General features: G+C 66.6%; 23 protein-coding genes and 1 tRNA gene. 12 read left to right on the plus strand and 12 right to left on the minus strand.

The features are described 5' to 3' along the window. The first annotated feature begins 139 nt into the window (after positions 1-139). The 5 genes from HJG53_RS06265 (at position 140) to HJG53_RS19085 (ending at position 3,972) form a co-directional block, all read left to right on the plus strand. Positions 140-658, plus strand: coding sequence for a hypothetical protein (locus tag HJG53_RS06265; RefSeq protein ID WP_171128674.1), 519 nt, complete (start codon positions 140-142; stop codon positions 656-658). Next, positions 658-1,269, plus strand: coding sequence for a hypothetical protein (locus tag HJG53_RS06270; protein ID WP_171128676.1), 612 nt, complete (start codon positions 658-660; stop codon positions 1,267-1,269). The genes HJG53_RS06265 and HJG53_RS06270 overlap by 1 nt, the downstream gene beginning before the upstream one ends. Then, complete coding sequence (locus tag HJG53_RS06275; protein ID WP_171128678.1) at positions 1,256-1,621, plus strand: MbcA/ParS/Xre antitoxin family protein; 366 nt, start codon at positions 1,256-1,258, stop codon at positions 1,619-1,621. Before HJG53_RS06270 ends, HJG53_RS06275 begins: the two co-directional genes overlap by 14 nt. Further along, positions 1,596-2,021, plus strand: a complete 426-nt coding sequence (locus HJG53_RS06280) for an antitoxin Xre/MbcA/ParS toxin-binding domain-containing protein (protein ID WP_368039543.1) — start codon at positions 1,596-1,598, stop codon at positions 2,019-2,021. The genes HJG53_RS06275 and HJG53_RS06280 overlap by 26 nt, the downstream gene beginning before the upstream one ends. Positions 2,022-2,337: 316 nt before the next feature. Beyond that, a complete protein-coding gene (locus tag HJG53_RS19085) occupies positions 2,338-3,972 on the plus strand; it encodes a recombinase family protein (protein ID WP_368039544.1) in 1,635 nt (544 codons plus the stop codon). On the opposite strand, the gene HJG53_RS06295 is transcribed toward HJG53_RS19085, so the two are convergent. The 6 genes from HJG53_RS06295 to HJG53_RS06320 all read right to left on the minus strand — a co-directional run bounded on the left by HJG53_RS06295 (position 3,931) and on the right by HJG53_RS06320 (position 8,874). Further along, a tRNA-Arg gene (locus HJG53_RS06295) sits at positions 3,931-4,007 on the minus strand. The genes HJG53_RS19085 and HJG53_RS06295 overlap by 42 nt on opposite strands. Positions 4,008-4,013: 6 nt before the next feature. Continuing rightward, a complete protein-coding gene (locus tag HJG53_RS06300; RefSeq protein ID WP_254447576.1) occupies positions 4,014-6,467 on the minus strand; it encodes a TonB-dependent receptor in 2,454 nt (817 codons plus the stop codon). A gap of 103 nt (positions 6,468-6,570) precedes the next feature. Continuing rightward, positions 6,571-7,014, minus strand: coding sequence for a DUF1178 family protein (locus HJG53_RS06305; protein WP_171128684.1), 444 nt, complete (start codon positions 7,012-7,014; stop codon positions 6,571-6,573). Next, positions 7,011-7,832, minus strand: a complete 822-nt coding sequence (locus HJG53_RS06310) for a carbon-nitrogen hydrolase family protein (RefSeq protein WP_171128686.1) — start codon at positions 7,830-7,832, stop codon at positions 7,011-7,013. Before HJG53_RS06310 ends, HJG53_RS06305 begins: the two co-directional genes overlap by 4 nt. 8 nt (positions 7,833-7,840) lie before the next feature. Further along, positions 7,841-8,101, minus strand: a complete 261-nt coding sequence (gene grxC, locus HJG53_RS06315; protein WP_171128688.1) for a glutaredoxin 3 — start codon at positions 8,099-8,101, stop codon at positions 7,841-7,843. Between the two features lie 11 nt (positions 8,102-8,112). Then, positions 8,113-8,874 (minus strand): ComF family protein, encoded by a 762-nt coding sequence (locus HJG53_RS06320; RefSeq protein WP_171128691.1) that lies wholly within the window; start codon positions 8,872-8,874, stop codon positions 8,113-8,115. A gap of 64 nt (positions 8,875-8,938) precedes the next feature. Between HJG53_RS06320 and HJG53_RS06325 the strand changes: the two genes are divergently transcribed. Then, positions 8,939-9,790 (plus strand): methyltransferase domain-containing protein, encoded by an 852-nt coding sequence (locus tag HJG53_RS06325; protein ID WP_171128693.1) that lies wholly within the window; start codon positions 8,939-8,941, stop codon positions 9,788-9,790. Here HJG53_RS06325 and HJG53_RS06330 read toward each other — a convergent pair. After that, positions 9,746-10,177 carry a (deoxy)nucleoside triphosphate pyrophosphohydrolase gene (locus HJG53_RS06330; protein WP_171128694.1) on the minus strand — a complete coding sequence of 144 codons (432 nt, stop codon included), beginning with the start codon at positions 10,175-10,177 and terminating at the stop codon, positions 9,746-9,748. The two genes, HJG53_RS06325 and HJG53_RS06330, sit on opposite strands and share 45 nt — an antisense overlap. Before the next feature lie 86 nt (positions 10,178-10,263). On the opposite strand from HJG53_RS06330, the gene HJG53_RS06335 reads away from it, so the two are divergent. The 3 genes from HJG53_RS06335 to HJG53_RS06345 all read left to right on the plus strand — a co-directional run bounded on the left by HJG53_RS06335 (position 10,264) and on the right by HJG53_RS06345 (position 11,888). After that, a complete protein-coding gene (locus HJG53_RS06335; RefSeq protein ID WP_171129655.1) occupies positions 10,264-10,410 on the plus strand; it encodes a Flp family type IVb pilin in 147 nt (48 codons plus the stop codon). Positions 10,411-10,619: 209 nt separating this feature from the next. Beyond that, positions 10,620-10,787 (plus strand): Flp family type IVb pilin, encoded by a 168-nt coding sequence (locus HJG53_RS06340; protein WP_171128696.1) that lies wholly within the window; start codon positions 10,620-10,622, stop codon positions 10,785-10,787. A 111-nt stretch (positions 10,788-10,898) separates the two neighbouring features. Beyond that, entirely contained in the window at positions 10,899-11,888 is a 990-nt protein-coding gene (locus HJG53_RS06345; protein ID WP_171128698.1) for a LacI family DNA-binding transcriptional regulator, read from the plus strand. On the opposite strand, the gene HJG53_RS06350 is transcribed toward HJG53_RS06345, so the two are convergent. The 5 genes from HJG53_RS06350 to HJG53_RS06370 form a co-directional block, all read right to left on the minus strand. Then, complete coding sequence (locus HJG53_RS06350; protein ID WP_171128699.1) at positions 11,885-13,147, minus strand: MFS transporter; 1,263 nt, start codon at positions 13,145-13,147, stop codon at positions 11,885-11,887. The genes HJG53_RS06345 and HJG53_RS06350 overlap by 4 nt on opposite strands. Then, positions 13,144-13,896 (minus strand): phytanoyl-CoA dioxygenase family protein, encoded by a 753-nt coding sequence (locus tag HJG53_RS06355; protein WP_171128701.1) that lies wholly within the window; start codon positions 13,894-13,896, stop codon positions 13,144-13,146. Before HJG53_RS06355 ends, HJG53_RS06350 begins: the two co-directional genes overlap by 4 nt. 14 nt (positions 13,897-13,910) lie before the next feature. Further along, the gene (locus tag HJG53_RS06360) at positions 13,911-16,202 is read right to left on the minus strand and encodes a TonB-dependent receptor (RefSeq protein ID WP_171128703.1); all 2,292 of its coding nucleotides are present in this window, start codon (positions 16,200-16,202) and stop codon (positions 13,911-13,913) included. 169 nt (positions 16,203-16,371) lie between these two features. Beyond that, positions 16,372-17,067 carry a hypothetical protein gene (locus HJG53_RS06365; RefSeq protein WP_171128705.1) on the minus strand — a complete coding sequence of 232 codons (696 nt, stop codon included), beginning with the start codon at positions 17,065-17,067 and terminating at the stop codon, positions 16,372-16,374. A 74-nt stretch (positions 17,068-17,141) separates the two neighbouring features. After that, on the minus strand, positions 17,142-18,227 hold the full coding sequence (locus HJG53_RS06370; RefSeq protein ID WP_171128707.1) for a Gfo/Idh/MocA family protein: 1,086 nt from the start codon (positions 18,225-18,227) through the stop codon (positions 17,142-17,144). Between the two features lie 29 nt (positions 18,228-18,256). Between HJG53_RS06370 and HJG53_RS06375 the strand changes: the two genes are divergently transcribed. The 3 genes from HJG53_RS06375 to HJG53_RS06385 all read left to right on the plus strand — a co-directional run bounded on the left by HJG53_RS06375 (position 18,257) and on the right by HJG53_RS06385 (position 21,267). Then, positions 18,257-19,165 (plus strand): aldo/keto reductase family oxidoreductase, encoded by a 909-nt coding sequence (locus HJG53_RS06375; protein WP_171128710.1) that lies wholly within the window; start codon positions 18,257-18,259, stop codon positions 19,163-19,165. Continuing rightward, complete coding sequence (locus HJG53_RS06380; protein ID WP_171128712.1) at positions 19,120-20,220, plus strand: LLM class flavin-dependent oxidoreductase; 1,101 nt, start codon at positions 19,120-19,122, stop codon at positions 20,218-20,220. The genes HJG53_RS06375 and HJG53_RS06380 overlap by 46 nt, the downstream gene beginning before the upstream one ends. 105 nt (positions 20,221-20,325) lie before the next feature. Continuing rightward, a complete protein-coding gene (locus HJG53_RS06385) occupies positions 20,326-21,267 on the plus strand; it encodes a D-2-hydroxyacid dehydrogenase (RefSeq protein WP_171128714.1) in 942 nt (313 codons plus the stop codon). The last annotated feature ends 76 nt before the right edge of the window (positions 21,268-21,343 follow it).

The raw sequence follows: 21,343 nt of genomic DNA on the forward strand, positions 1-21,343 counted from the left end.
CCGCCCGAGCGCCCTTCGACGCACGCGCGGACCACAGAAGAGAATGAAGGTGGGAAGCCGAGTGAGCTTCCTGAGTTGATGAAAAACAAGGGAAGCCGGCGGCCACGAGGCCGATCTCAACCAACCGGAGTTCCCGATTATGAACGTAAGATCCTTTGAAGCGACAGTGTCGCGACTGACCCTGCGCATGACCAACTTCCTGCTCGATATTGTGGGGCAGCATGACGGCGGACGAGCAGGCTTCGGCCTCCCCGCCGGCGCGGTCTATCTCAAGGAGCGGCAGCTGATCCTGGCGGGCACGCCCTGCGATCCGCCGCTGTTCCATGAGGCGATGCACAATGCGGCTGCGGCGACCGGTGCGGACGTGATCCTCGTCCATCACGGTCTGCACCCGGAAGCGCTCAACCCTGTCCAATTCTCGGTGCTCGTCCATATGAGCCGCGAGCCGCAGCTCCTTGGCGACATGATCCTCTACTTCCACCCGGCCGACGACTATTGGCTGGTGCCCTCAGGCAAGGGCCCGTTCATCGCGCTCGAGGAGGATGGGCTCCGCGTCGATTTCGAGCCGCCATTCATGACCTTTCACGAACGTTGTGAGGGCGTCTGCCAGGCCGCCGCAATGATCGCGCGGGCCACGCGCGCGACGGGGGTGATGTGATGGGCAAGAAGCTCAAAGCGCCCCCGGGCCTCGACTATCAGCCGGTCACTGGCGACGTGGAGCATGTCTCCTTCGGTGTCGCTCAAGCGGGCGGCGACGCGGGGCTCACCGTCGAGCAGTTCATCGGAAAGCGTGCCTTCCCGGTCATGAGGCCCAAGGATCTGACGCTGCCCTGGCCGAAGACCACCTGCTACAAGCTCGACGTGCAGCTGCCCCGTGGCGCGAGCGACGAGCTCTGGGATCCGCAGCGGCTCGCCCAGGCCTATGATCGTCAGTGCTTCAGCGCCATCCGCGACCTCGTCGTCATCGTGACGCTGAGATTTCCGGAGGTGGACGAGGGACACATGCGCCTCCACGAGGCCTGGCGGCTCGGCTGGGGCTTCGCCGACAAGCTGGTCAAGGACCACGGTGTCGCGGTCGTCGCGGCCATGCATGTGCCCGCGCGCGCAGCCAAGCTCGGCCTCCCTCACGTGCACCTCATGATCCCGGCCAGGCAGCTCCTGCCGTCCGGCTTTGGCAAGTTCGCCCGGCCGCTCGCGACCGACGACGGCCGCGCCCTAGTCGAGAAAGCCTGGGCCGCATGGCGGGAGGCGACCGATGTCACCAAGTGAGGAAGAGAAGGACCGGCTGGCGCTTGAGCGGTGGATCGCCGACCAGTCCGCTCCGCCGACGCTGTGGGACGTGCTCGAGACCCGCGATCCGCGCCTCATCGCGGCTTGGATCACCCCGATCTTCCGGCGCGCGGCCGCTGAGGCGGTCGAGGAGACAACGAGGGTCGAGCGGGTCCGCGGATTCGTCCGCGAGGCATATGGCGGGGATAGCGTGAAGGCGGAGGAGTTCCTCCGGCGTGGACACCCGGCGCTGGACGGCGACACGCCGCTCCAGCGCGCCGTCCAGTCGGAGGCAGGAGCAGACGAGGTGGTCCAGCTTGTCGGCCGTGCCCTTTACGGCGGCGGTTTCTAGAATGCCGAGCCAGGAAACGCCGCCCGGCGGACAAATCGATGAGCTGGCCGAGCCAGCGCTCCGAACCTTCTTCCGGATCGCCGAGGCCTGGTCTCTGAACGATCCGGAGCAGATGCGCGTGCTCGGCATTTCGAGCCTAGCTCTCCTCCGCGCTTGGCGCGGAGAAGGCTTGTCCTCCTTCGATGAAGAGGCACTGGAGCGGATTTCTCTCGTGATCGGCATCTTCAAGGCGATCAACACCCTCTTGCCGGATGCCGCTCGCGCCAACGCATGGATGCGTTCCCCGAACAAGGCGCCTCTGCTCCAAGGTGAGACCGCCGTGGCGTTCATCGTCGATGGCGACCTCGCACGCCTGCAAGCGCTCAGGGCCTATCTGGACGCGGAGGTTGGTCATGATTGAGCCGCTTCGGTCGGCGGTCTTGGTCACCGCCCCGAGCCCGATGCGCAAAACTGTGGGGGTGGGTTGGGCGACCGCGTTCGCAGAAGGCCCGATCTCGGGATCATGTCACGAGACGATCTCTCTGGGGGCAACCGCCGCTCCTCAGCATCCGGCAGGGGCCGGGCGCGGTCGCGTGGCCAAACCGCGCCGGGGGACGGGTGCGTGGCCGCATCCATCGTGCCGGGCGAAGCGGAGTTGATCGAGTCGCTGCTGGGTGCCGAAATCCGGGAGTTGTTCGAATAAGGTGTCTGCGTGCCGAAGGGCACTGGAGTTGAATATGAGGAAAAGAAGAGCAGTCGGCTATGTCCGCGTGTCCACGCGGCGGCAGGCCAAGCACGAGATATCGCTGGAGGAGCAGGAGAAGCGGATCCGCGACCATGCCGCCGCGCATGGCATCGAGATCGTGCGCATCTACCTCGAGCCTGGCGCCACCGCCCGCAACGATCGCCGGCCCGTTTTCCTTCAGATGATCGCCGACGCCGAGCGTGCCGACTGCGATTTCGATCTCGTCCTGATCTGGAACTTCAGCCGCTTCTATCGCGATGACTTCGACTTCGAACGCTATCGCCGGCAGCTGGAAAATGCGGGCGTGCGCCTCGAGTCCGTAACCCAGCAGGTCGGGGATGGTCCGTCCGGCAACCTGACCCGCCGGGTCACGACCGTGGTCGACGCCTATCAGTCGGAAGTGAACGCCGAGACCGTCAAGATGGCAATGGCCGGTAATGCCGCGCGCGGCTTCTGGAACGGCTCGGCGCCGCCCTTTGGATACCGGACAGTCATCGCTGCCCGTCTGGACAAGAAGGATAAGAAGAAGCTCGTCATCGACGAGGCTGAAGCGGAGGTCGTCCGGTTGGTCTTCGATCTCTACCTCGAACGGAAAGGCAATCACGGCAAGTCCGGGGTGATCACCATCACCACCGAGCTCAATCGGCGCAAGCTTTTGATCCGTGGCAAGCCCTTCCGCACCGGGACCGTTCACGACATCCTGCGTCGGTCGACCTACAGCGGCGTTCATTACTATAACCAGACCGACAGCCGCACTCGCCGCCGCCGCCCGCAGGAAGAATGGGTGCCGATGGAGGTGCCCGCGATCATCAGCGCCGAAGATTTCGAGCAGGTGCAGGCAAAGCTCGCCAAGCACCATCCGAAGGTGACGGCGGCCCGGACGGTCAACTCTCCGACGTTGACCGCCGGTCTCGCCAAGTGCGGCGCAGACGGCTGCGGCTCCGGCATGATCCTGCGGACCGGCAAGAGCGGCCAGTATCGCTACCTGATCTGCGACCGGAAACGGACGATCGCCGCTGACGCCTGCTCCTCCTCTCCGGTGCCGATGAAGGAGGTGGACGACATTGTCATCACGACGCTGCAGGACCAGGTCCTCTCGCCCCAGCGCCTGTCCCTCCTTCTGGAAGCGGTGCTGGACCGCTCCGACAGCGCGCTCGCCGAGCGCCGCGAAGCTCTGAAGGCTCGCAAAGCCGAGAAGACCCGGGTCGAGGGCCAGAAGATGCGCCTCCTCGAGCTCGTCGAGATGGGCGAGCTCAGCGCCCGCGATCCGCAGCTCAGCGAGCGTCTGCAAGCCCATAGTGCGCGGCTGGCCGCTATTGCTGTCGAGATCCGCAGCCTTGAGCAGCAACTCGCCCAACCTCGCCGCGAGATCACAGACGACACCTTGGCGCGCTTCGCCCGGATAGTCCGCGAGGGTCTCCGGCAGGACGACCCTACGCTCCGCCGCGCCTATCTTCGCCTCATCGTCGATGAGATCGTCGTCACGCCCGAAACGATCACCGTACGTGGCAGCAAGGCCGCCCTCGAGCATGCCGTGTTCGCCGGCGCCGATGGGTGCGAAGGAGTTCTTACTTCTATACGGGAGTGGCGCGCCCGACGGGATTCGAACCCATGGCCCTCAGATTAGGAATCTGATGCTCTATCCTGCTGAGCTACGGGCGCCCGGCGTCAGTCCTGCCCTTGCGGCGCTGGTCGGTCAATCCGGCGTTGCGGCAGCGCAAAGAAGAGTTTGCGGACCGACAGCCTGACCGTGCGGCCGAGCGGATCGAGCAGGTCCGGCTGATAATTGATCGGCGTCGTGCCGGTCACGTCGCGGACGCGCTGGCGTTCGTTGAACAGATTGTCCACCGACAGCGTCACGCGGGTCCCGCGCAGCCAGGGATGATCAACGACCAGATTGGGCATGTTGCCGAGATTGGCGAACAGCCGGAAGTCGACCGTGGTCAGGTCGCCGAAGCGCAGCCGGTCGGTGGCGAGGCCGGTCGCGCCCTCCACCGTCGTGCCGCTCTGCCAATTGGCGCTGAGGCGCGCGCCAAGGCCGTTGCGGGTGATGCCGGCCTGCGCCTCGAGTTCGTGCCGCGGCTGCCCGCCGCCCCGACCCAGCGTGCCGCCGTTCAGCCGGTCGATCAGCGGACCGCCGGGGGCGACGAGCACTTCGTCCTTGAAATGCCAAGTGTGATAAAGCGCAAACTGTAGCCGCCCGCCGCCAAAGCCGCCGCCCCCGCCACCAAAGCGTCCGCCACCGCCGCGCCCTTCGCCGCGCGGCCGGTCGCCGGCACCGGATCCGCGGGGTCCGCCGGCACTCGCTCCCCCCGGCCCGCCCGGCCGTCCGAACGGCAGGCGTCCGGCAGCAGCCAAGGCGCGGAACTGTTCGGCCGTGCTGTCCTGAATGCGCTTCGAGAAGTTGATGCCCCAGCGCAGCTGCTCGGTGCTTTCGCGGAAGAAGTTGACCGGGCGCGTATCGATCTGGACCAGCTCGCCATTGGCGTCGCGCAGGAAGCGGTCGGGAAAGGCCGCCTGCAGCTGCGCGGTCGGGAAGGACAGGCCGCCGATCGCGTTACGCGTGCGGCTGTTGGTATAGGTCGCAACGATACTCAGGTCGGTCTCGCTGAACGGCCGTAGCGTTCCGCCGATTTTCCACACGCGGCGATCATCGGCGAGCAGGTTTGGATTGCCGCCGCCGATCTGGGTGACGATCGCATCCCGGTTACGGACGAGGTCGAACACGCGCACGCCCGGCGTCACGATGGTGGGATTGCCGAGCTGCTGCGCGGTCGGCGCGCCCTCTTCCTTGGTGTAAGAGGCGACGATGCTGAGCGGGCGAATGGGCGACCAGGTCGTTCCGGCGCCCCAGCTGGTCAGCGTGCCGAAATCGCTCAGCCGCTGCACCTCGACATTGCCGTTCAGGGACAGGTTGCCGAGGAAGGCGAGCACGTCGCGGTCGCGGCTCGCGATCGGCACGTCGACATTGATCTGGCCGCCACCGATATCGCGATGCACGTCACCCTGCCGCAACGCGCCGGCGCGGAGCGAGCGGCTTTCGAAATCGGCGGTCGAGGCATTGAGGCGCAGGGTGGTGGAAACCGGGCCAGCAGGCAGCGTCAGCGGCTGGCCGTTGACGGTGAAGTCGCCGCCCAACTGGCTGGCCACGGACCGCGCGCGATCGGCGGTGACATTGGTCTCCGTCTCTGTCTCGGTGCGGTCATAGGCGCCGGTAAAGGTCCATTGCCAGCCGGAGACCGCACCATTGAGCGTGGTCGCGAGCCGGGTGTTCAGCGAGTCATTGTCCTGCACGATCGGGGAATTCTGGCCGGTCGCCGACAGGCCCAACAGGCTGCGGCTGTCGTCATATTGCACCCGGCCATTGACCGTCGCCGACACGCCCTCCGCGATCGATCGGGCGTAGACCGCATTGAGCGACGCGCTGTCCGACGAGGGCAGCAGCGTCCGGAACTCGGTGCCGCCCGCGATATCGCGCTGACTTTCGAGCAGCCGCGCGGAGCGCTCGTAATTGCCGCTGACCGTCAGCCTGCCTTCGGGCATGATGCGCAGCCAATTGACCTGCGCCTCGGGGCTGTTCGCGCCGCCGTCGGTGGCGATGCGGTCGCTCAGCTCCACCGTGGTCGCGCGGAAGCGGCGGCGCAGCACGATGTTCACCACCTTCTGATTGGCGGTGTAGCCATATTTGAGCGCCACTTCTTCGGGCAGGATGTCGACCCGCTGGATTGCTTCGGTCGGCAGGTCGCGGATCTCGCTAAACCCGGAAATGCGCTGGCCGTTCAGCAGCACCACCTGTGCATTGCGGTCACGCCCGCGCGCGGTCGCGATCTGAGGTGCGAGTTCGCTCAACAGCTCGGCGACCGAGTTGACGCCGTAGGAGCGGATGTCGGCGGGGGTGAGCTGCACTTCCGGCCGGATGTCGCCGATCACCGCACCGCGTTCCCGCTGGCCGACGACGACGATCTCCTCCTCGCCATCCGCATATTCATCGGTCGCGGCCTGCCCTGCCGCCTGTGCGTTAGCCGTTGCTTCGGCGGGTGCGGGTGCAACCGCCTGAGGCGGGGTCTGCACCGGCTCCTGCGCCCATGCGGGCATGGCAACACTCGCCAGCAGAACCGGCATAAGCGACACACGAGCGACCATTCTTTGCTTTCCCGAAACGACTGGAGCTGCCGCCATTGGCGCGGCTTCGCTGAACCGGGGCTGTAAACCCCGGCCGGGAAGATCAGTTGCGCTGGTCGGGCGGGACTATGGGGAATGGCAGCGGCGCGACCGCGATCCCTTCGTCGGCCAGCGCCGCGGCCTCGGTGGGGGTCGCCTCGCCATGAATGGTGCGGTGTTCGGTCTCACCCAAATGGATCGCGCGCGCCTCGTCGGCAAAGCGGCGGCCGACCCATTCCGACTTTTCCAGCATCCTGGCCTGGAGCTGCGCCATGGCGGTCAGCATCGCCTTGACCTCCGGCGTGGGGCTCGTCGCGACGGGAAGGGGCGCGTCCTCGACCACTTTGCTGCCAAGCCGAGGCGCCATCACCGCCTTGCCGATTTCCACATCGCCACAGATCGGACACTGGATCAGGCCGCGACCGCGCTGATCCTCGTAATCGGTGCTGGAGCCGAACCACGCCTCGAACACATGGGCGCGGCCGCATTTCAGGTCGAAAACGATCATGCGGCGGAAAGGGCGGGGATAGGCCGGCGATGGCGCAGCGCCGGGACGCGCGCGCGGACTTCTTCCACTTGGGCCAGATCGAGATCGACGAAGCCGAGCCCCGGCTCCGGCCCCAAATCGAGCAGCACTTCGCCCCATGGGCTGACGGCCAGCGAATGGCCGAAAGTGTCGCGGCCATCTTGATGGTGACCCGCCTGGGCCGCAGCCACGACGAACACGCCCGCTTCGATCGCGCGGGCGCGGAGCAGCACGTGCCAATGCGCCTGGCCGGTCGGCACGGTGAAGGCGGCGGGAATGGTGAGGATCGCGGCTCCGGCGTCGGTCAGGACGCGGTACAGGTCGGGAAAGCGAATATCATAGCAGATGCTGAGGCCCAACTTGCCCCAGGGCGTGTCGGCCGCCACCGCCCGCGCGCCGCGCGCATAGACTGCGGATTCGCGCCAGCTCTCGCCGGTGGCGAGATCGACATCGAAAAGATGGATCTTGTCGTAACGCGCCCCGATCGCGCCGGCTGGATCGATCAGGAAGCCGCGGTTGAGCCGCATGCCGTCCTCTCCGGCTAGCGCCAGCGAGCCGAGATGCACCCACAAGCCCGCGTCCGCGGCTGCCTGTCGAACGGCCGCGAGCGTCTCATCCTCGGCTTCGGTGCGCAGATGCTCTCCGGAGCGTTCACGGTTCCGATCGAGCAGGTTCGACATTTCGGGGGTGAACAGCATGTCCGCGCCGTGCGCCCGCGCGTCCCTGACCGCATCGACGATCGTGCGTGCGTTGGCGGCCGGGTCGATGCCCGACTGCATCTGCAGAATGGCGGCGCGCATGCGGGTCGTCAGGCCGCCTGCAGCAATGGGTCGAGGCCGCCCCGCGCATCGAGCGCGGCAAGGTCGTCCGAACCACCGATATGCTGTCCGTCGATGAAGATCTGGGGCACCGTCGTGCGGCCGTTCGAGCGCTGCAGCATCTCCGTGCGCTGCGGGCCGCCTAAGGTGATGTCATATTCCTCATAGGCCGCGCCCTTGCCGTCCAGCAGCCGCTTGGCGCGGTAGCAATAGGGGCACCCGAACTTCGTGTAGATCTCGACCTTCGCCACCAGTGTCTCCCTCAATCCAATCCGTCGCCCAAGGCCGCGCCGTCGTCAACGTGCGACCCGAGCACGCGCGCCCAGCACAGCACGACCACCTGCGCCGCCCCGGCCCGCTTCAGCGCCGCCGCACAACCATTCGCGGTCGCGCCGCTGGTATAGACATCGTCCACCAGCAACACGCTCCGGCCCTGCAGCACCGGTCTGGCTTCAGATGGGACGGCAAAGGCGCCGCGCAAGGTGCGTGCTCGTACAAGCCGCCCGAGGCCGCCCAGCATCGGGGTGGCCTTGCGCCGTTCCAGCAGGTCGGTACGCAACTCCAGACCTGTCCGCCGCGCCACTTCTTGAGCGACCAGCGCCGACTGGTTGAAGCCGCGGCGCCAGATGCGCCAGCGATGGAGCGGCACCGGCACCAGCAACGCTTTTGGCTCCGCGGGGGCGATGCGGGACAGGTGGGCGCCGATGATGCGGGCCATGCCGATGCGCCGGCCGTGCTTCAGCTTCAGCACCAGGGCGCGGGCAACCTCGCCATAGGCGACGGCAGCCCGCACACCATCATGGCGCGGCGGCTGCGCCAGGCAGGCGGCGCAGCGAGCATCCTCGCCCTGGTCCTGCTCGAACGGCAGCCCGCATCCGGCGCATGCCGGCCCGGCGAGAAAGTCGAGCCGCGACCAGCACGGCACGCAGAAACTCCCCTGCCCCGCCACGATCGCCCCACACGAAGCGCAGCGCGGCGGCAGCGCGAAATCGAGCGCGAAGCGGAACGGCGCGGCGAAGTTCACATTGGCTTTGTCACTCGTCCGCGGTGATTAGACAAGCGCGGCCCATGCCCTATGGGGAGGCCTGATGAGCGCTCCCGAGATCTTCGATCGCCGCCGCCGGCGTCTCCGGCGTGATCGGATCGCCCCCGCATTCGGCGAGCACGACTTTCTTCACGCCCGGATGATTGACGAGACACTCGACCGACTGACGAGCGTACAACGGTCGTTCGGGCGCGCGCTCGATCTCGGCTGTCTGGACGGCAAGCTTGGCGCAGCCCTGCGCGCACAGGGCGTCGAGGTGATCTCGGCCGATCCGGGCTTCCGCTTCGCGCACGCCGCCGGCGGCGTGCAGTGCGATGAGGATCGGCTGCCCTTCGCCGATCAGAGCTTCGATCTGGTGCTGGCCTGCGGCGGCATCGATCAGGTGAACGACTTGCCTGGAGCCCTCACGCTGATCCGGCGCGTCCTGCGGCCTGACGGGCTGTTTATGGGCGCATTCCTTGGGGCGGGCAGCCTGCCGCGACTGCGCGCCGCCCTGCTCGGCTCGGAAGAGCGCGCCGTGGCCCGCCTCCACCCGCAGATTGACGTGCGCTCCGCCGGCGACCTGCTCGCCCGCGCCGGCTTCGCGCTTCCGGTGGCAGACGGCGAGCGGGTCTCGATACGCTATGGCTCGCTTTTCGGGCTACTGCGCGACTTACGGGGCGCGGGTGCGACGAGCCTGCTCGCGGGTCCGGTGACACTTCTGAGCCGTGCCGCGCTGGCCGCAGCCGCCGCTCGCTTCGCGGCCGACGCCGATGCGGACGGCAAGACCGCGGAGACCATCGAGATCGTGCATCTGCTCGGCTGGGCGCCGGCGCCGAGCCAGCCCCAGCCGGCACGGCGCGGCAGTGCCTCAGCCTCGCTGGCCGACGCGCTGCGGCGCCCTAAGCAGGGCTGACAAGGATAGGACCAAGGGCAGGTCGGCAGGCGGCATCGGCAGCTGATGCATGTCGTCGACGTGGACCCAGCGCACCTCGCTCGCCTCGAGCGCGCGCGGCACGCCGGTCCACGCAGTAGTCGTGAACAGCAGCAGCAAGAGGTGCCGGTCGCCCAGCGCTTCGCTAGCGAAGGCAGCCGGAAAGAGCGCGTGAGGCGCGACCGTGATGCCCAGTTCCTCTTCCAGCTCGCGCGCCAGCGCGACCTCCGGCGTTTCGCCGGGATCGACCTTGCCGCCTGGAAATTCCCACAACCCATTCATCGACTTACCCGGTGGGCGCTGCTGGAGCAGGATGTGTCCGTCTGGGCCGATCAGTGCGGCCGCGACGACCGTGAGGAGCTGGGGCATAAGTCTTCCTTAACCTCCTCCGTGTCAGGAAACGACTGCTTTGCACGGACGGGGACGGCGTGATCATCAGGTTTTTCCGCAGGTTCATGGCCTCCGCCAAGGGCGCGACCGCCATCGAATACGGGCTGATCCTGGCCCTCATCGTGCTTGCCGCGATGGTCGCGCTGATGACGCTTGCCGACACCACGATCGGCATGTGGGACAATGTCGCCGAAAACGTGCTCGCGCACTGATCTCCCGCAAGCATTCACCAACAAGTTCGGCACCCAGGCATCGGCACCTGCAGGCTCATTCAAATAGTGCAAAAGCAGCTGATTTGGTTAACCCTTCGGTTGCCAGCGTTCGTTTAGATTTTCGAAACTCCTCCCCTGTAATCCGGAGTCGTTGATCTTGGGACGGGCAGTCGGGTCAACGGGGTAGAACTGGACCAAGGAGACACATTGTGCAGAAGCTGCGCACCATCATTCGGAATTCGAAGGGCGCCACCGCGATCGAATACGGCCTCATCGCCGCGCTGATCGCCGTAGCCGCGATCACCGCCATGAGCTCGCTCGGCGGCAAGGTCGGCACGACCTTCAACAACGTGTCGGCGAACATGAAGGTCAGCTAAGACCTTCGTTCCCAAACGCTTCGGAGGGGCGGCGAGCTACGGTTCGCCGCCCCTTTTGCTATGTATGACAAGGCTGGACAGACGCCGCCGCCCTCCCCCACAACAGCGGTCATGCGGGCCAACATCAAAGACGTCAGCCAGGCCGCGGGGGTGTCGATCAAGACGGTGTCCCGCGTCATCAACAACGAGCGCTACGTCCGCCCGGCCACGCGCGCCAAGGTCGAGGCCGCAATGGCCGCGCTCGGCTTTCAGCCCAGCTATGCGGCGCGTGCGCTCGCCGGCGGCAAGTCGTTCCAGATCGCGCTCGTCTGCAGCAATCCCGGCCCCTATTATCTGCACGGCCTGATCGGCGGCTTGCGGGGCCCCTGCGCCGATGCCGGCGTGCGCCTGATCGTCCATGCCTACGAGACGGACACCGAAGCGCTCGGCGCGGACGTCCTGAGCTTCTTCCGCCAAATGAAGCTCGATGGCGCGATTCTCACCCCGCCGATCGCCGACAATGCACCGGTGCTCGACCATCTGGAGCAGGCGGGCACCCCCTATGTCCGCATCTCGCCGGCGCGCGAGCTCGACCGCGGCGCCTCCGTCGCGATCGACAATCATGGTGCGGCGCGCGCGATGACCCGGCGCCTGATCGATCTCGGCCACCGGCGCATTGGCTTCGTGATCGGCCATGCCGGGTACCCGGTCAGCGAGCAACGGCTCGAAGGCTATATGGATGCCCTGCGCGAATCCGGCATTCCGCTCGACGGCAGCCTGCTGAAGCAGGGCGCGTTCGACTTCCAGTCGGGCGCGGCGGCGGCGGAAGAGCTGCTCGGCAACCGCCATGCACCCACCGCGATCTTCGCCAGTTCGGACGACATGGCCGCAGGCGTGCTTAGCGTTGCGCACCGCCTGGGGCTGAAGGTGCCCGACCAGCTGTCGATCGCCGGCTTCGACGATACTGATCTGGCCAGCCTCGTCTGGCCGCCTCTCACTACCATTCGCCAGCCGATCCGCGCCATGGCGGCGAAAGCGGCCGCGCTGCTGTTCGAAGGCGCGGAGGAACGCGTCGTGCTCCCCGCCGACCTGATCGAGCGGGCCTCGACCGCGCGTGCCTAATGGGCCGGGGCGCGCCCCTGTGTTCGTCTCACACCTTCCAGCGGCAGACGCGGCATCAGCAGATGGATGGCACTCGCGGCCAGCAGATAGGAGAAGCCGGCGAAGAGGAAGAGCGGCAGGTAACCCAGCCCTGAGGCAAGCACCAGGCCGGCCACCTTCGCGATCACCATGCCGCCGATATTGCCGGCAAAGGCGCCGAAGCTGGTGACGCGACCGACCTTCTCTGCCGGAGAGACGTCGGCGATCAGGGTGAACAGGCTCGATGAAAAGGCCTGGTGCGCGGCCATGACGATGCCGATCAGCGCGACAGCCAGCCAGTAATCCTTGGCCAGATCGGCGAACGGCAGCGGCAGCGCGAACAGGGCGGCCACGAACAGCGCGCCCTTGCGCACGCGCGCCAGGTCATGGCCCCGCGCGATCAGCCGCGTCGTGACGGCGCCCGCGACCAGCGCGCCGACCGCCGCGCAACTATAGGCGATGGCGAGCGGCGCCCCAAGCGCGACGCCCTTCAGGCCGAAGCTGCGGTTGAAGAAATCGGGCATCCAGAACAGCATCAGCCACCAGGTCGCGTCCGAAAGGAATTTGGCCAGCGCGATCGCCCAGCTGCGCCGTTCGGTGAGGATGCTCGGCCCCCGCTTCGTCGCCGGCCGCTCGCCCGGCGCATCATGGTCGCCGCCGAAATGGAGGTCCCTGACCGCGAAGAGCCAGACCAGCGCCCAGATCAGGCCCAGCACGCCCCCCAGCAGGAACGCCGCGCGCCAACCCCAGGTCACGGCCACCAGCGGGATCAGCAGCGGCGTGACGATCGCGCCCAGGCTGCCGACCGCATTCAGCAGCCCATAGCCGTTCGAGCGCTTCTCAGGTGGGAAGATGGCGGCGACGGTCTTGATCGCCGCGGGCGTGCCCATCGCTTCGGTGGCGCCCAGCGCAATCCGGCAGAAGACGAATTGCCCGAAGCTGTGGGCCACCGCATGCGCCATCGCCGCCAGGCTCCACAGACCCACGCCGACCGGGTTCGCCCATTTCACACCGAGCCGGTCCACGAACCAGCCGGTGAAGAGGAAAGCGACCGCCGCCGCGCCCTGGAAATAGGCGGCGAGCGTGCCGTAGTCGTCGTCGCTCCAGCCGAGATCGGCAGCGATGTCGGGCTTCAGCACCGAAATGATCTGACGGTCGACCAGGTTCAGGATGGTCGCGCTCAATGCCAGCACGAACAGCAGGTTGCGCCGGCCGGGCGTCAGGAAAGCGGCGGCGTTCACCCGGTGGTCACGCGCTCGCCGTACCGCAGGAAGGCAATCGCGTTGCGGCGCAGGTGCTTGGTCCCCGGATCGAGCATCGCTTCGGGCGTATATTGGGCGAGGTAGACGCGGCGCGGCTTGTCCGACCGGTTGGCGCCGGTGGCGTGCAGGGTAAGGCTGGAAAAGGCGACCACGTCGCCGGCCTTTGCCTCGACAATCTGGCCTTCGGTCCCGGCCGGCGCACCCACCAGATCATTGCTGCCTTGCTGGCGGTCGTGCGGGATGATGCCATGCTTGTGGCTGCCGGGGATCAGCCGCACCGTGCCATTCTCCTCGGTCGCGTCGTCGAGCGGGCACCAGCAGGTGAGATAGGGCGCATGATCGGCCGGACCGCCATTGCCGACGACATAGCCGCTGTCCTGATGCCAGGAAAAGGGCATGCCGCCCTCCGGTCCCTTCACGACATATTGGTCGAAGAAGAAATAGACGTCGGGGCCGAGGGTCGCGCGGCAAACGTCCGCCATTGCCTCGCTGAACAGCACCGAACGAAGCTGCGGCGCGACCCGCTGGCATTCATTGGCGAAGTAACGCTTGCCGCGGTGGCTGATGCCGATCGTGTCGACGCCGGCCGCGTCCATTCGCGCATCCTCCCGCGCGACGAAGGCGTCGCATTCGGCGCGGAGCAGCTCGAGCGGCGCCCCCGCCAGCAGACCCGGGAAGAGGGCGAAGCCCTGTTGGGCGAACTGGCGGGATTGCTGCTCGAAGCTCATGCTCGCTGTTCCGATCAGAAGTTGAAGCGGACATTCACCCCGAAATAGCGGTCAACGTCGCGCGGCAGCAGATAGCGATAGCTGCCGCCCGGACCGCCCGGCGTGATCAGCGTCGCATAGCTCTGGTCGGTCAGGTTGCGGCCGATGAAGTTCACCCGCCACACCCCATTCGGATCGACGATCGCCACGTTCGCGTCGATCAGCACATAGCCGTCGATCGTGATGGCACGACGCGTGACGGGATTGGCTTCCAGCGAAGAGACCTGATCGCTGGTGATCGACAGCTGGCTGCCAAGCTCGAGATTCGCGAAACCGCCGGTGTCGATCGTCCACAGCGCGCCCAGATTGCCCTTCCATTTGGGCGCGAGCGGAAGCAGTTCACCCTTGCGAGTGCTCGACCCCGCCGGCGCGCCGGGCGGCACGTTGAAGCGGTTGATCTGCGCCTCGGTGAAGGCAAGGCCCGCATTCAGCGTGAAGTGGCGGCTCGGCCGCACCAGCGCATCCACTTCGACGCCGCGTGTCGACACCGTGCCGGCATTGGTCAGCTGGGTGATCACCGAGCCGTTCAGATTGACGAAGCTGTTCGCCTGGAAGTTGTCGTATTTTGCGTAGAACAGCGCGGTGTTCAGCGTGAAGGTCTGGTCGGCGGTCTGGAATTTGGAGCCGATTTCATACGCATCCGCCGTCTCGGCCGCGATGGGCGCGCGCTGGTTGTCGTTCTGGTTGAAGAAGACGTTGAATGCCGGTCCCTTATAGCCCTGACTGTAGGTGCCATAGAGCATCCAGTCGTCCGTGACATCGAACTGCGCACCGGCCCGCCAGGAGAAATCGTCGTTGCTGGTGGTCAGGTCGTAATTCGCGCCCGCATTGGCGAGGCCGGGGCCGCCGCCGTTGGTGGCCGGGATGCGGCGGTTGAAGGCATCGACCTTGTCATGGGTGAAGCGGCCGCCGCCGATCAGGCGGAACCAGTCGTTCACGTTGAATGTCACATTGCCGAAGAAGGCGTAATTCTCGATGTCGGAGCCGAACGTGCCGACGGCGCTCGGAAAGCGCAGCGTCGACGAACCCGGCAGGCACGGCACGAGGCCGGGCGCCACCGGCGCCGAGGTCGAGGCCGAGCAGACGATGTCGTCACGCTGGAAGGTGCGCTGCTGCTTCGCGCGGTAATAGAAGGCACCAAGCACATATTCGAAGCGCTGCCCGCCGGGCGAAGTCAGGCGAAGTTCCTGGGTAAAGGTCTTCGACGGCTGCGCGCCGAAATCGTCGAGCTGATTTCCCCCCGCGATGTTGTACACCGTGTCGATGAAGTCGCCGTCGCGAATGCCGAAGTTGCGGTATTTGCGATAGGCGGTGATCGAGGTCAGCGTGCCGACATCACCCACATCCAGGTCGCCCTGCAGCGACACGCCCCAGCTCTTTTCCTTGGTGCGGGTCAGCGTGTTCTGCCGGATCTCGCGCGTCTCGTCGCCGCGCAGCCGTACGCCAGCCAGCGCACCGGCGAGCGCACCAATCGGCGCCGTGCCGACCACTTCCGCGCAGCAATCGCTGTTCTGCTTGCGATAGTCGCCGATCAGCGTGAGCGTGAGCGCATCGCTGGGCTCGGCAACGATCATGCCGCGCACGCCCCAGCGCTCATAGCCATTGACCGTCCGGTTGAGCGTCAGGTTGCGGACCATGCCGTCATAGCGGCCGTAGTTTGCGGTGAAGCGGCTCTTGATCGTGTCGGAGATCGGCAGGTCGACTGCGCCGCGCAGCTTATACTCCTCGTCGGTCGTCGCCTGGGCCTCGACGAACCCGCCGAGATCGTCGCCCGGCCGCCGCGTGGTGATGCTAATCACACCGGCCGAGGCATTCTTGCCGAACAAGGTGCCCTGCGGCCCACGCAGCACTTCGACCCGCTCGATGTCGTAAAGATCGCCGAACGCCTCGCCGGAGCGGGCATAGGTGACGCCATCGACCACAAAGCCGACACTCGGCTCGGCAGCGATCGAGAAATTGATCGTGCCGACGCCGCGCAGGAACACCGAGGAGTCGAGCGTCGTCGCCGAATCCTTGAAGTTCAGGCTCGGCACCAGCTGCTGCAGCGACGTGAGATTGACTACGCCGCGCTGGTCGAGCGCTTCGCCCGTGATGACGCTGATCGCGGCCGGCACGTCCTGGAGATTTTCCTCGCGCTTCTGCGCCGTGACGACGATGTCGCCAAAACCTTCATCCGCGGCGGCGCCTTCGGCCGGAGGCTGGGCAAAGGCCGGAGCCGCGGAAAAGGCGAGCGCAATCAGACTCGTAGTCAAAGCCAAGCGGCGCATTTCAGTAATCCCCACCCATATTGATAGCGTTGTCATACCCAGACTAAGCAGAATTCCGGATTGCCGGAAAGCCCGGGCACGCTCGCGCAAGAATTTGTTTACGGGATTGTTGCGCAGCTGCATCAGTTGCCCGGAAGGTCCGGCGCAACCGATTGCAGCAGGGAACGGGTCAGCGGCCGGCGGTCGCCAAGGCAGGTGCCTGCGGCGCCGATTGTGCCAGCGTGAACGCCTCTCGCGTGGGCACGCGGAACTCGCGTCCGGCGGGGAATACGGCGCTGTGGCCGGTGACGAAGGCCGCGGCGATCACGCCCGCCGCCACCGCCGTGCCGATTGTCGCGCCGGTATTGCCCTGCCCCTCTTCGCGAAAGCGCCCGAACAACGGCACGTCGCGGCCGTTCAGGCTCAGGCGGTCGATAACGATCTCCATCTTCGCCGATTTCCCGAACATGCCCTTCCCCGTCCGCCAGGCGATGCTGCCGAAGGCGGGAGTGCCGCGGGGAATCACGATCACGCCGTTGTGCATGACATCCTGGACAACGGTCAGCTTGAAGCCGTCCCCGACCTTGCGGCCCTTGGAGCTGACCTCCTGATCCAGTCGCATCAGCACATCGGTGTTCGGCGGCACCACCAGCTCGGCGACCGTGGGGGCCGGTGACCAGCGCGGGGGAGCCGGAGACCAGATGGGGTCAGACTCGATCGGCGGGGCGGAGAGCCGATCGGGAACGCTCGCCAGCTCCAAGCGTGGAGCAGCGCGCTTCGGGTAGAGCGGCTCCATTGCCGGCACGGGGGGAAGGGGCGTAACGCTCAACTGAGCGGCCGCCCCGCTGGACAGACCCGCCATCGTCAGAAGCACCACCGCACGCATCCGCATTCCCCTTTGTTGCGGAGCAGGCGGTAGAGGGCGCGTCTTAACAGCTTCTTTCGTTTACCTTCTTTGCCTCACGCGCGCACTTCGTCGAGCGTGACGACCCGCTTCTCCCGCGCGCTCAGCTCGGCCGCCGCACCGATCTCGACAGCGCGGAGACCGTCCTCGGCGGTGACCTGCACTTCGCCCTCGCCGCGGACCACGGCGTTGAACAGCTGGTGCTGGTAATAGGTCGAGCCGTGATGCTGGCCGGTGGACAAGGCCAGCTCGTCGACCGCGACATGCTCGCGCTCGACCTGTTTCGGGTTCATGAAGCCGACTCGGGGCGAGAAGACGAGCGATCCTTCGGGGATCAGCACGTCCAACCGCGCCTTGTCGCCCACGGCCGTGATCTCCTCCTGGTTCTCCGCGCCATCCGCGAACATGCAGAGATCAAGCATCGCGCGCACGCCGTTCGCGAAATCGACGACGGTGTAGCTGTTGTCGATGATGTCGGGCTTCTGCCCGTCATAGCGCTCGTCCTGGTGGTTCACGTCCATCGCGCCGGAGCAATAGACGCGCACAGCCTCCGACTGGACGATCAGCCGCATCAGGTCGAAGAAATGGCAGCATTTCTCGACCATCGTGCCGCCGGTGTTGCGGCTGAACCGGTTCCAGTCGCCCACTTTGGGGAGGAAGGGGAAGCGGTGCTCGCGGATCGAAAGCATCTGCAGCCGGCCGACACGCCCGCCATGGACCTGCTCGATGAACCGCGCGGCCGGCGGCATGAAGCGATATTCCATTGCGGTCCAGAAGGCGTGGCTGCGCGATGCGGCGGCCTCGGCGATCCAGCGCGCGTCGGCGACGGTGGTCGCCAGCGGCTTTTCGCACAGGATGTGCACCGGCGCGTCGATGATCGGCTCAACCACAGCGCGATGGGTGTGATTGGGACTGGCGATGATGATCGCGTCCACTTCGCCCGAGCGGGCCAGCGCCTCGCCGCTCTCATAGACCTTCGGCTCGGACCAGCCGGACGAGGCGCTTTTCGCCCATTCGAGCGACTGCGGCACGGGATCGTGGATGGCGACCAATTCAGCGCCCGGAGTGACGCGAAGGTTCTGGATATGCTCCAGGCCCATCATCCCCGTGCCGATCATTCCATAGCGAACGCGGCTAGCCATAACTCAACCTTCCGTGCAATAAGACAGCGATGTCATATCTCCCCGTCTCACCCGATAAACGGCCGCTCGGCAAGAGCGGAATCCAGGTTTCGCCGATCGCGTGGGGCATGTGGCGCTTTGCCGGCGACGATGTAAATGCCGCCCGGCGCAAGGTGGAAGCGGCGCTGTCAGCCGGCGTCAACCTGTTCGATACCGCCGATATTTACGGGCCCGACAATGGCGAGGCGTTCGGCGCGGCCGAGGCGCTGCTCGGCCGGGTTCTGGCGGAAACGCCGTCGCTGCGCGACCAGATGGTCCTCGCGACCAAAGGCGGCATCGTCATCGGCACGCCCTATGACAGCAGCGCCGATTATCTCGGCCGGGCGATCGACGCCTCGCTCGAACGGCTAGGCGTCGAACGCGTCGAACTGTGGCAGATCCATCGTCCCGATATCCTCGCGCATCCCCAAGAGGTCGCGCGCGCGCTGGAGAAGGCGCATGTCGCGGGCAAGATCGCGGCGGTCGGCGTATCCAACTTCACGACCTGGCAGACGGCGGCGCTGGCCCAGTATCTGACCATCCCACTCGCTTCGACCCAGCCGGAATTCTCGCCTCTCGCGCTCGACCCGATCCGCAGCGGGCTGCTGGACCAGGCGATGATGCTCGACCTGGCCGTGCTCGCCTGGTCGCCGCTCGGCGGCGGCCGCATCGCCGAGCCTTGGGACGGGCGCAGTCAGGAAGTGGCGGCCCTGCTCGACCAGAAGGCCAAGGACGCAGGCGTCGGCCGCACGGCGGCTGCGCTCAGCTGGATCATGGCGCATCCGGCGCGGCCGATCCCGATCGTCGGCACGCAGCGGCCGGAGCGGATCGCCGAGATCCCGCAGGCGCTCACGCCACGCTGGACCCGCGCCGAATGGTACGCCGTGCTGCAAGCGTCGATGGGAGAGAGACTGCCGTGAATCCCTGTGAGATCTCCTGGTTTTCCGCGCTGTGCGACGATGATTACGAGTTTCTCGGCGTGCCCGATGAAAAGCTCAGATCAAGCTGGGAGCATTGCCGCGACATCGTGCTGACGGCCGAAACCGGCGGCTTCGACAACATCCTCCTCCCCTCCGGCTATGCGCTGGGCATCGACACCACCGCCTTCGCGGCGGCGATCGCCACCATCGTCAAGCGCATCAAACTGCTGATGGCAGTAAGGATCGGTGAGACCTGGCCGCCGCAGCTGGCGCGCCAGATCGCCACGATCGACCGCATCCTGGGCGGGCGCCTGACCGTCAACATCATCTCGTCCGACATGCCGGGAGAGACGCTGGCCTCCGCGCCGCGCTACGCCCGCACCGTCGAAGCGATGAAGATCCTGAAGACGCTGCTGAACGGCGAGCCGCTCGATCATCAGGGCGAGTTCTACAAGATCAAGATCGATCCGCCGCGCGTCGGCACCGTCTCCGGCAAATGCCCGCCCCTCTATTTCGGTGGCCTGTCTCCCGACGCCCGCGATGCCGCCGCGCAGGGCTGCGACGTTTATCTGATGTGGCCGGATCGCGAGGATGTCGTGCGCGATATCATCGCTGACATGACCGCGCGCGCCGCGAAATATGGGCGCACGCTGCGCTTCGGCTATCGCGCCCACGTCATCGTGCGGGAAACCGAAGACGAAGCGCGCGCTTATGCACGGCGGCTGCTGTCCAAGCTCGACGCGGAGACCGGCGCCGCAATCCGCCAGAAGTCGCTCGACTCCACCTCGGTCGGCGTCACCGCGCAGGCGGCCTTGCGCGAAGCCGCGGACGACGAAGGCTTTGTCGAGGACGGGCTGTGGACCGGCATCGGCCGCGCCCGCTCCGGCTGCGGCGCAGCGATTGTCGGCGATCCGGACCAGGTGCTGGCGAAGCTGCAGCGCTATCGCGACATGGGGATCGAGGCGTTCATCCTGTCCGGCTACCCGCATGCGGCGGAGGCCGACCTGTTCGCCCGCCACGTGCTGCCGCGCATCGATCACGGGCCGCTGGTCTGATCCTTGTTCCCCGGCGAAAGCCGGGGCCCGTGATACACGGACCTGGACCCCGGCTTTGGCCGGGGAGCAGCTTAACTTGGCCCTGACGTGTTCTATAAGAACACGATGATCATCGTCCTCCCCGCCCTCGCCCGTCCGCTCCTCGAAACGCACCTGCCGGGCGATGCCGAGGTCCGTTGGTTCGCGTCGGCGGACGACGCCTATGCGATGGCGCCCGGTGCGGAGGCCGGCTGGATGGACATGCAGGTTCCGCAAAACACCGGCCGGGCGATCGCGCTCGGCACGGAGCTGAAGCTCGTTACCACCATCTATGCCGGCACCGATGCCTTTCCGCTGAAGGAGATGAAGGCGCGCGGTACGCGGCTGACCAACGGCGTCGGCATCAACACCAACGCGGTCGCCGAATATGCGGTGATGGGCATGCTCTCGCTGGCCAAGGACTTCCCCGCCGTCGTGCGCGCGCAGGACCGGTCCGAATGGCTGCGCGACGCGCCGGGCAAGTTCGAGCTGCAGGACAGCCGAGCGCTGATCATCGGCTATGGCGCGATCGGCCGGCGGATCGGCGATATTCTGAAGGGCTTCGGCGTGCATGTGACCGGCGTCCGCCGTTCCGCCACGGACGAGCCGGACATGCTAGGTCCCGACGACTGGCCGGCCAGGCTCGGAGACTTCGACTGGGTGATCGTCGCGGCGCCCGCCACGTCGGAGACGTCACACCTGATCGGCGCCGCCGAGCTCGCCGCGATGAAGACGAGCGCCTATCTGGTGAACATCGCCCGCGGCACGCTGATCGACCAGGACGCACTGATCGCCGCGCTGGAGGGCGGGCAGATCGCCGGTGCGCATCTCGACGTGACCGATCCCGAACCGCTGCCGCCCGAGCACCCGCTGTGGAAGGCGCCGAACACGCTGATCACCATGCATCTGTCGGGTCGGGCCCAGACCCGCATGTTCCAGCGTGCGGCCCAGCTCTTCCTCGACAATCTCGCGCGCTACCGCGCCGGCGAGCCGCTGATCAACGAAGTCGATCTCGACCTTGGCTATTAAGGTCTTGCCGCCCGTCGAAGGCCGCGCGGCGTTGATCGACGGGAGATTGCCGGATAGCCTCCGCCCCTCTTCAGCC

Source organism: Sphingomonas sp. ID1715 (assembly GCF_013044515.1).
GTDB lineage: Bacteria > Pseudomonadota > Alphaproteobacteria > Sphingomonadales > Sphingomonadaceae > Sphingomonas_B.

Coding starts and splice junctions, on each gene's coding strand:
- HJG53_RS06265 (WP_171128674.1), top strand. CDS start 140: ATGAACGTAAGATCCTTTGAAGCGACAGTGTCGCGACTGACCCTGCGC.
- HJG53_RS06270 (WP_171128676.1), top strand. CDS start 658: ATGGGCAAGAAGCTCAAAGCGCCCCCGGGCCTCGACTATCAGCCGGTC.
- HJG53_RS06275 (WP_171128678.1), top strand. CDS start 1,256: ATGTCACCAAGTGAGGAAGAGAAGGACCGGCTGGCGCTTGAGCGGTGG.
- HJG53_RS19085 (WP_368039544.1), top strand. CDS start 2,338: ATGAGGAAAAGAAGAGCAGTCGGCTATGTCCGCGTGTCCACGCGGCGG.
- HJG53_RS06300 (WP_254447576.1), bottom strand. CDS start 6,467: ATGCCGGTTCTGCTGGCGAGTGTTGCCATGCCCGCATGGGCGCAGGAG.
- HJG53_RS06305 (WP_171128684.1), bottom strand. CDS start 7,014: ATGATCGTTTTCGACCTGAAATGCGGCCGCGCCCATGTGTTCGAGGCG.
- HJG53_RS06310 (WP_171128686.1), bottom strand. CDS start 7,832: ATGCGCGCCGCCATTCTGCAGATGCAGTCGGGCATCGACCCGGCCGCC.
- HJG53_RS06325 (WP_171128693.1), top strand. CDS start 8,939: ATGAGCGCTCCCGAGATCTTCGATCGCCGCCGCCGGCGTCTCCGGCGT.
- HJG53_RS06330 (WP_171128694.1), bottom strand. CDS start 10,177: ATGCCCCAGCTCCTCACGGTCGTCGCGGCCGCACTGATCGGCCCAGAC.
- HJG53_RS06335 (WP_171129655.1), top strand. CDS start 10,264: ATGGCCTCCGCCAAGGGCGCGACCGCCATCGAATACGGGCTGATCCTG.
- HJG53_RS06345 (WP_171128698.1), top strand. CDS start 10,899: ATGCGGGCCAACATCAAAGACGTCAGCCAGGCCGCGGGGGTGTCGATC.
- HJG53_RS06355 (WP_171128701.1), bottom strand. CDS start 13,896: ATGAGCTTCGAGCAGCAATCCCGCCAGTTCGCCCAACAGGGCTTCGCC.
- HJG53_RS06360 (WP_171128703.1), bottom strand. CDS start 16,202: ATGCGCCGCTTGGCTTTGACTACGAGTCTGATTGCGCTCGCCTTTTCC.
- HJG53_RS06365 (WP_171128705.1), bottom strand. CDS start 17,067: ATGCGTGCGGTGGTGCTTCTGACGATGGCGGGTCTGTCCAGCGGGGCG.
- HJG53_RS06370 (WP_171128707.1), bottom strand. CDS start 18,227: ATGGCTAGCCGCGTTCGCTATGGAATGATCGGCACGGGGATGATGGGC.
- HJG53_RS06375 (WP_171128710.1), top strand. CDS start 18,257: ATGTCATATCTCCCCGTCTCACCCGATAAACGGCCGCTCGGCAAGAGC.
- HJG53_RS06380 (WP_171128712.1), top strand. CDS start 19,120: ATGGTACGCCGTGCTGCAAGCGTCGATGGGAGAGAGACTGCCGTGAAT.
- HJG53_RS06385 (WP_171128714.1), top strand. CDS start 20,326: ATGATCATCGTCCTCCCCGCCCTCGCCCGTCCGCTCCTCGAAACGCAC.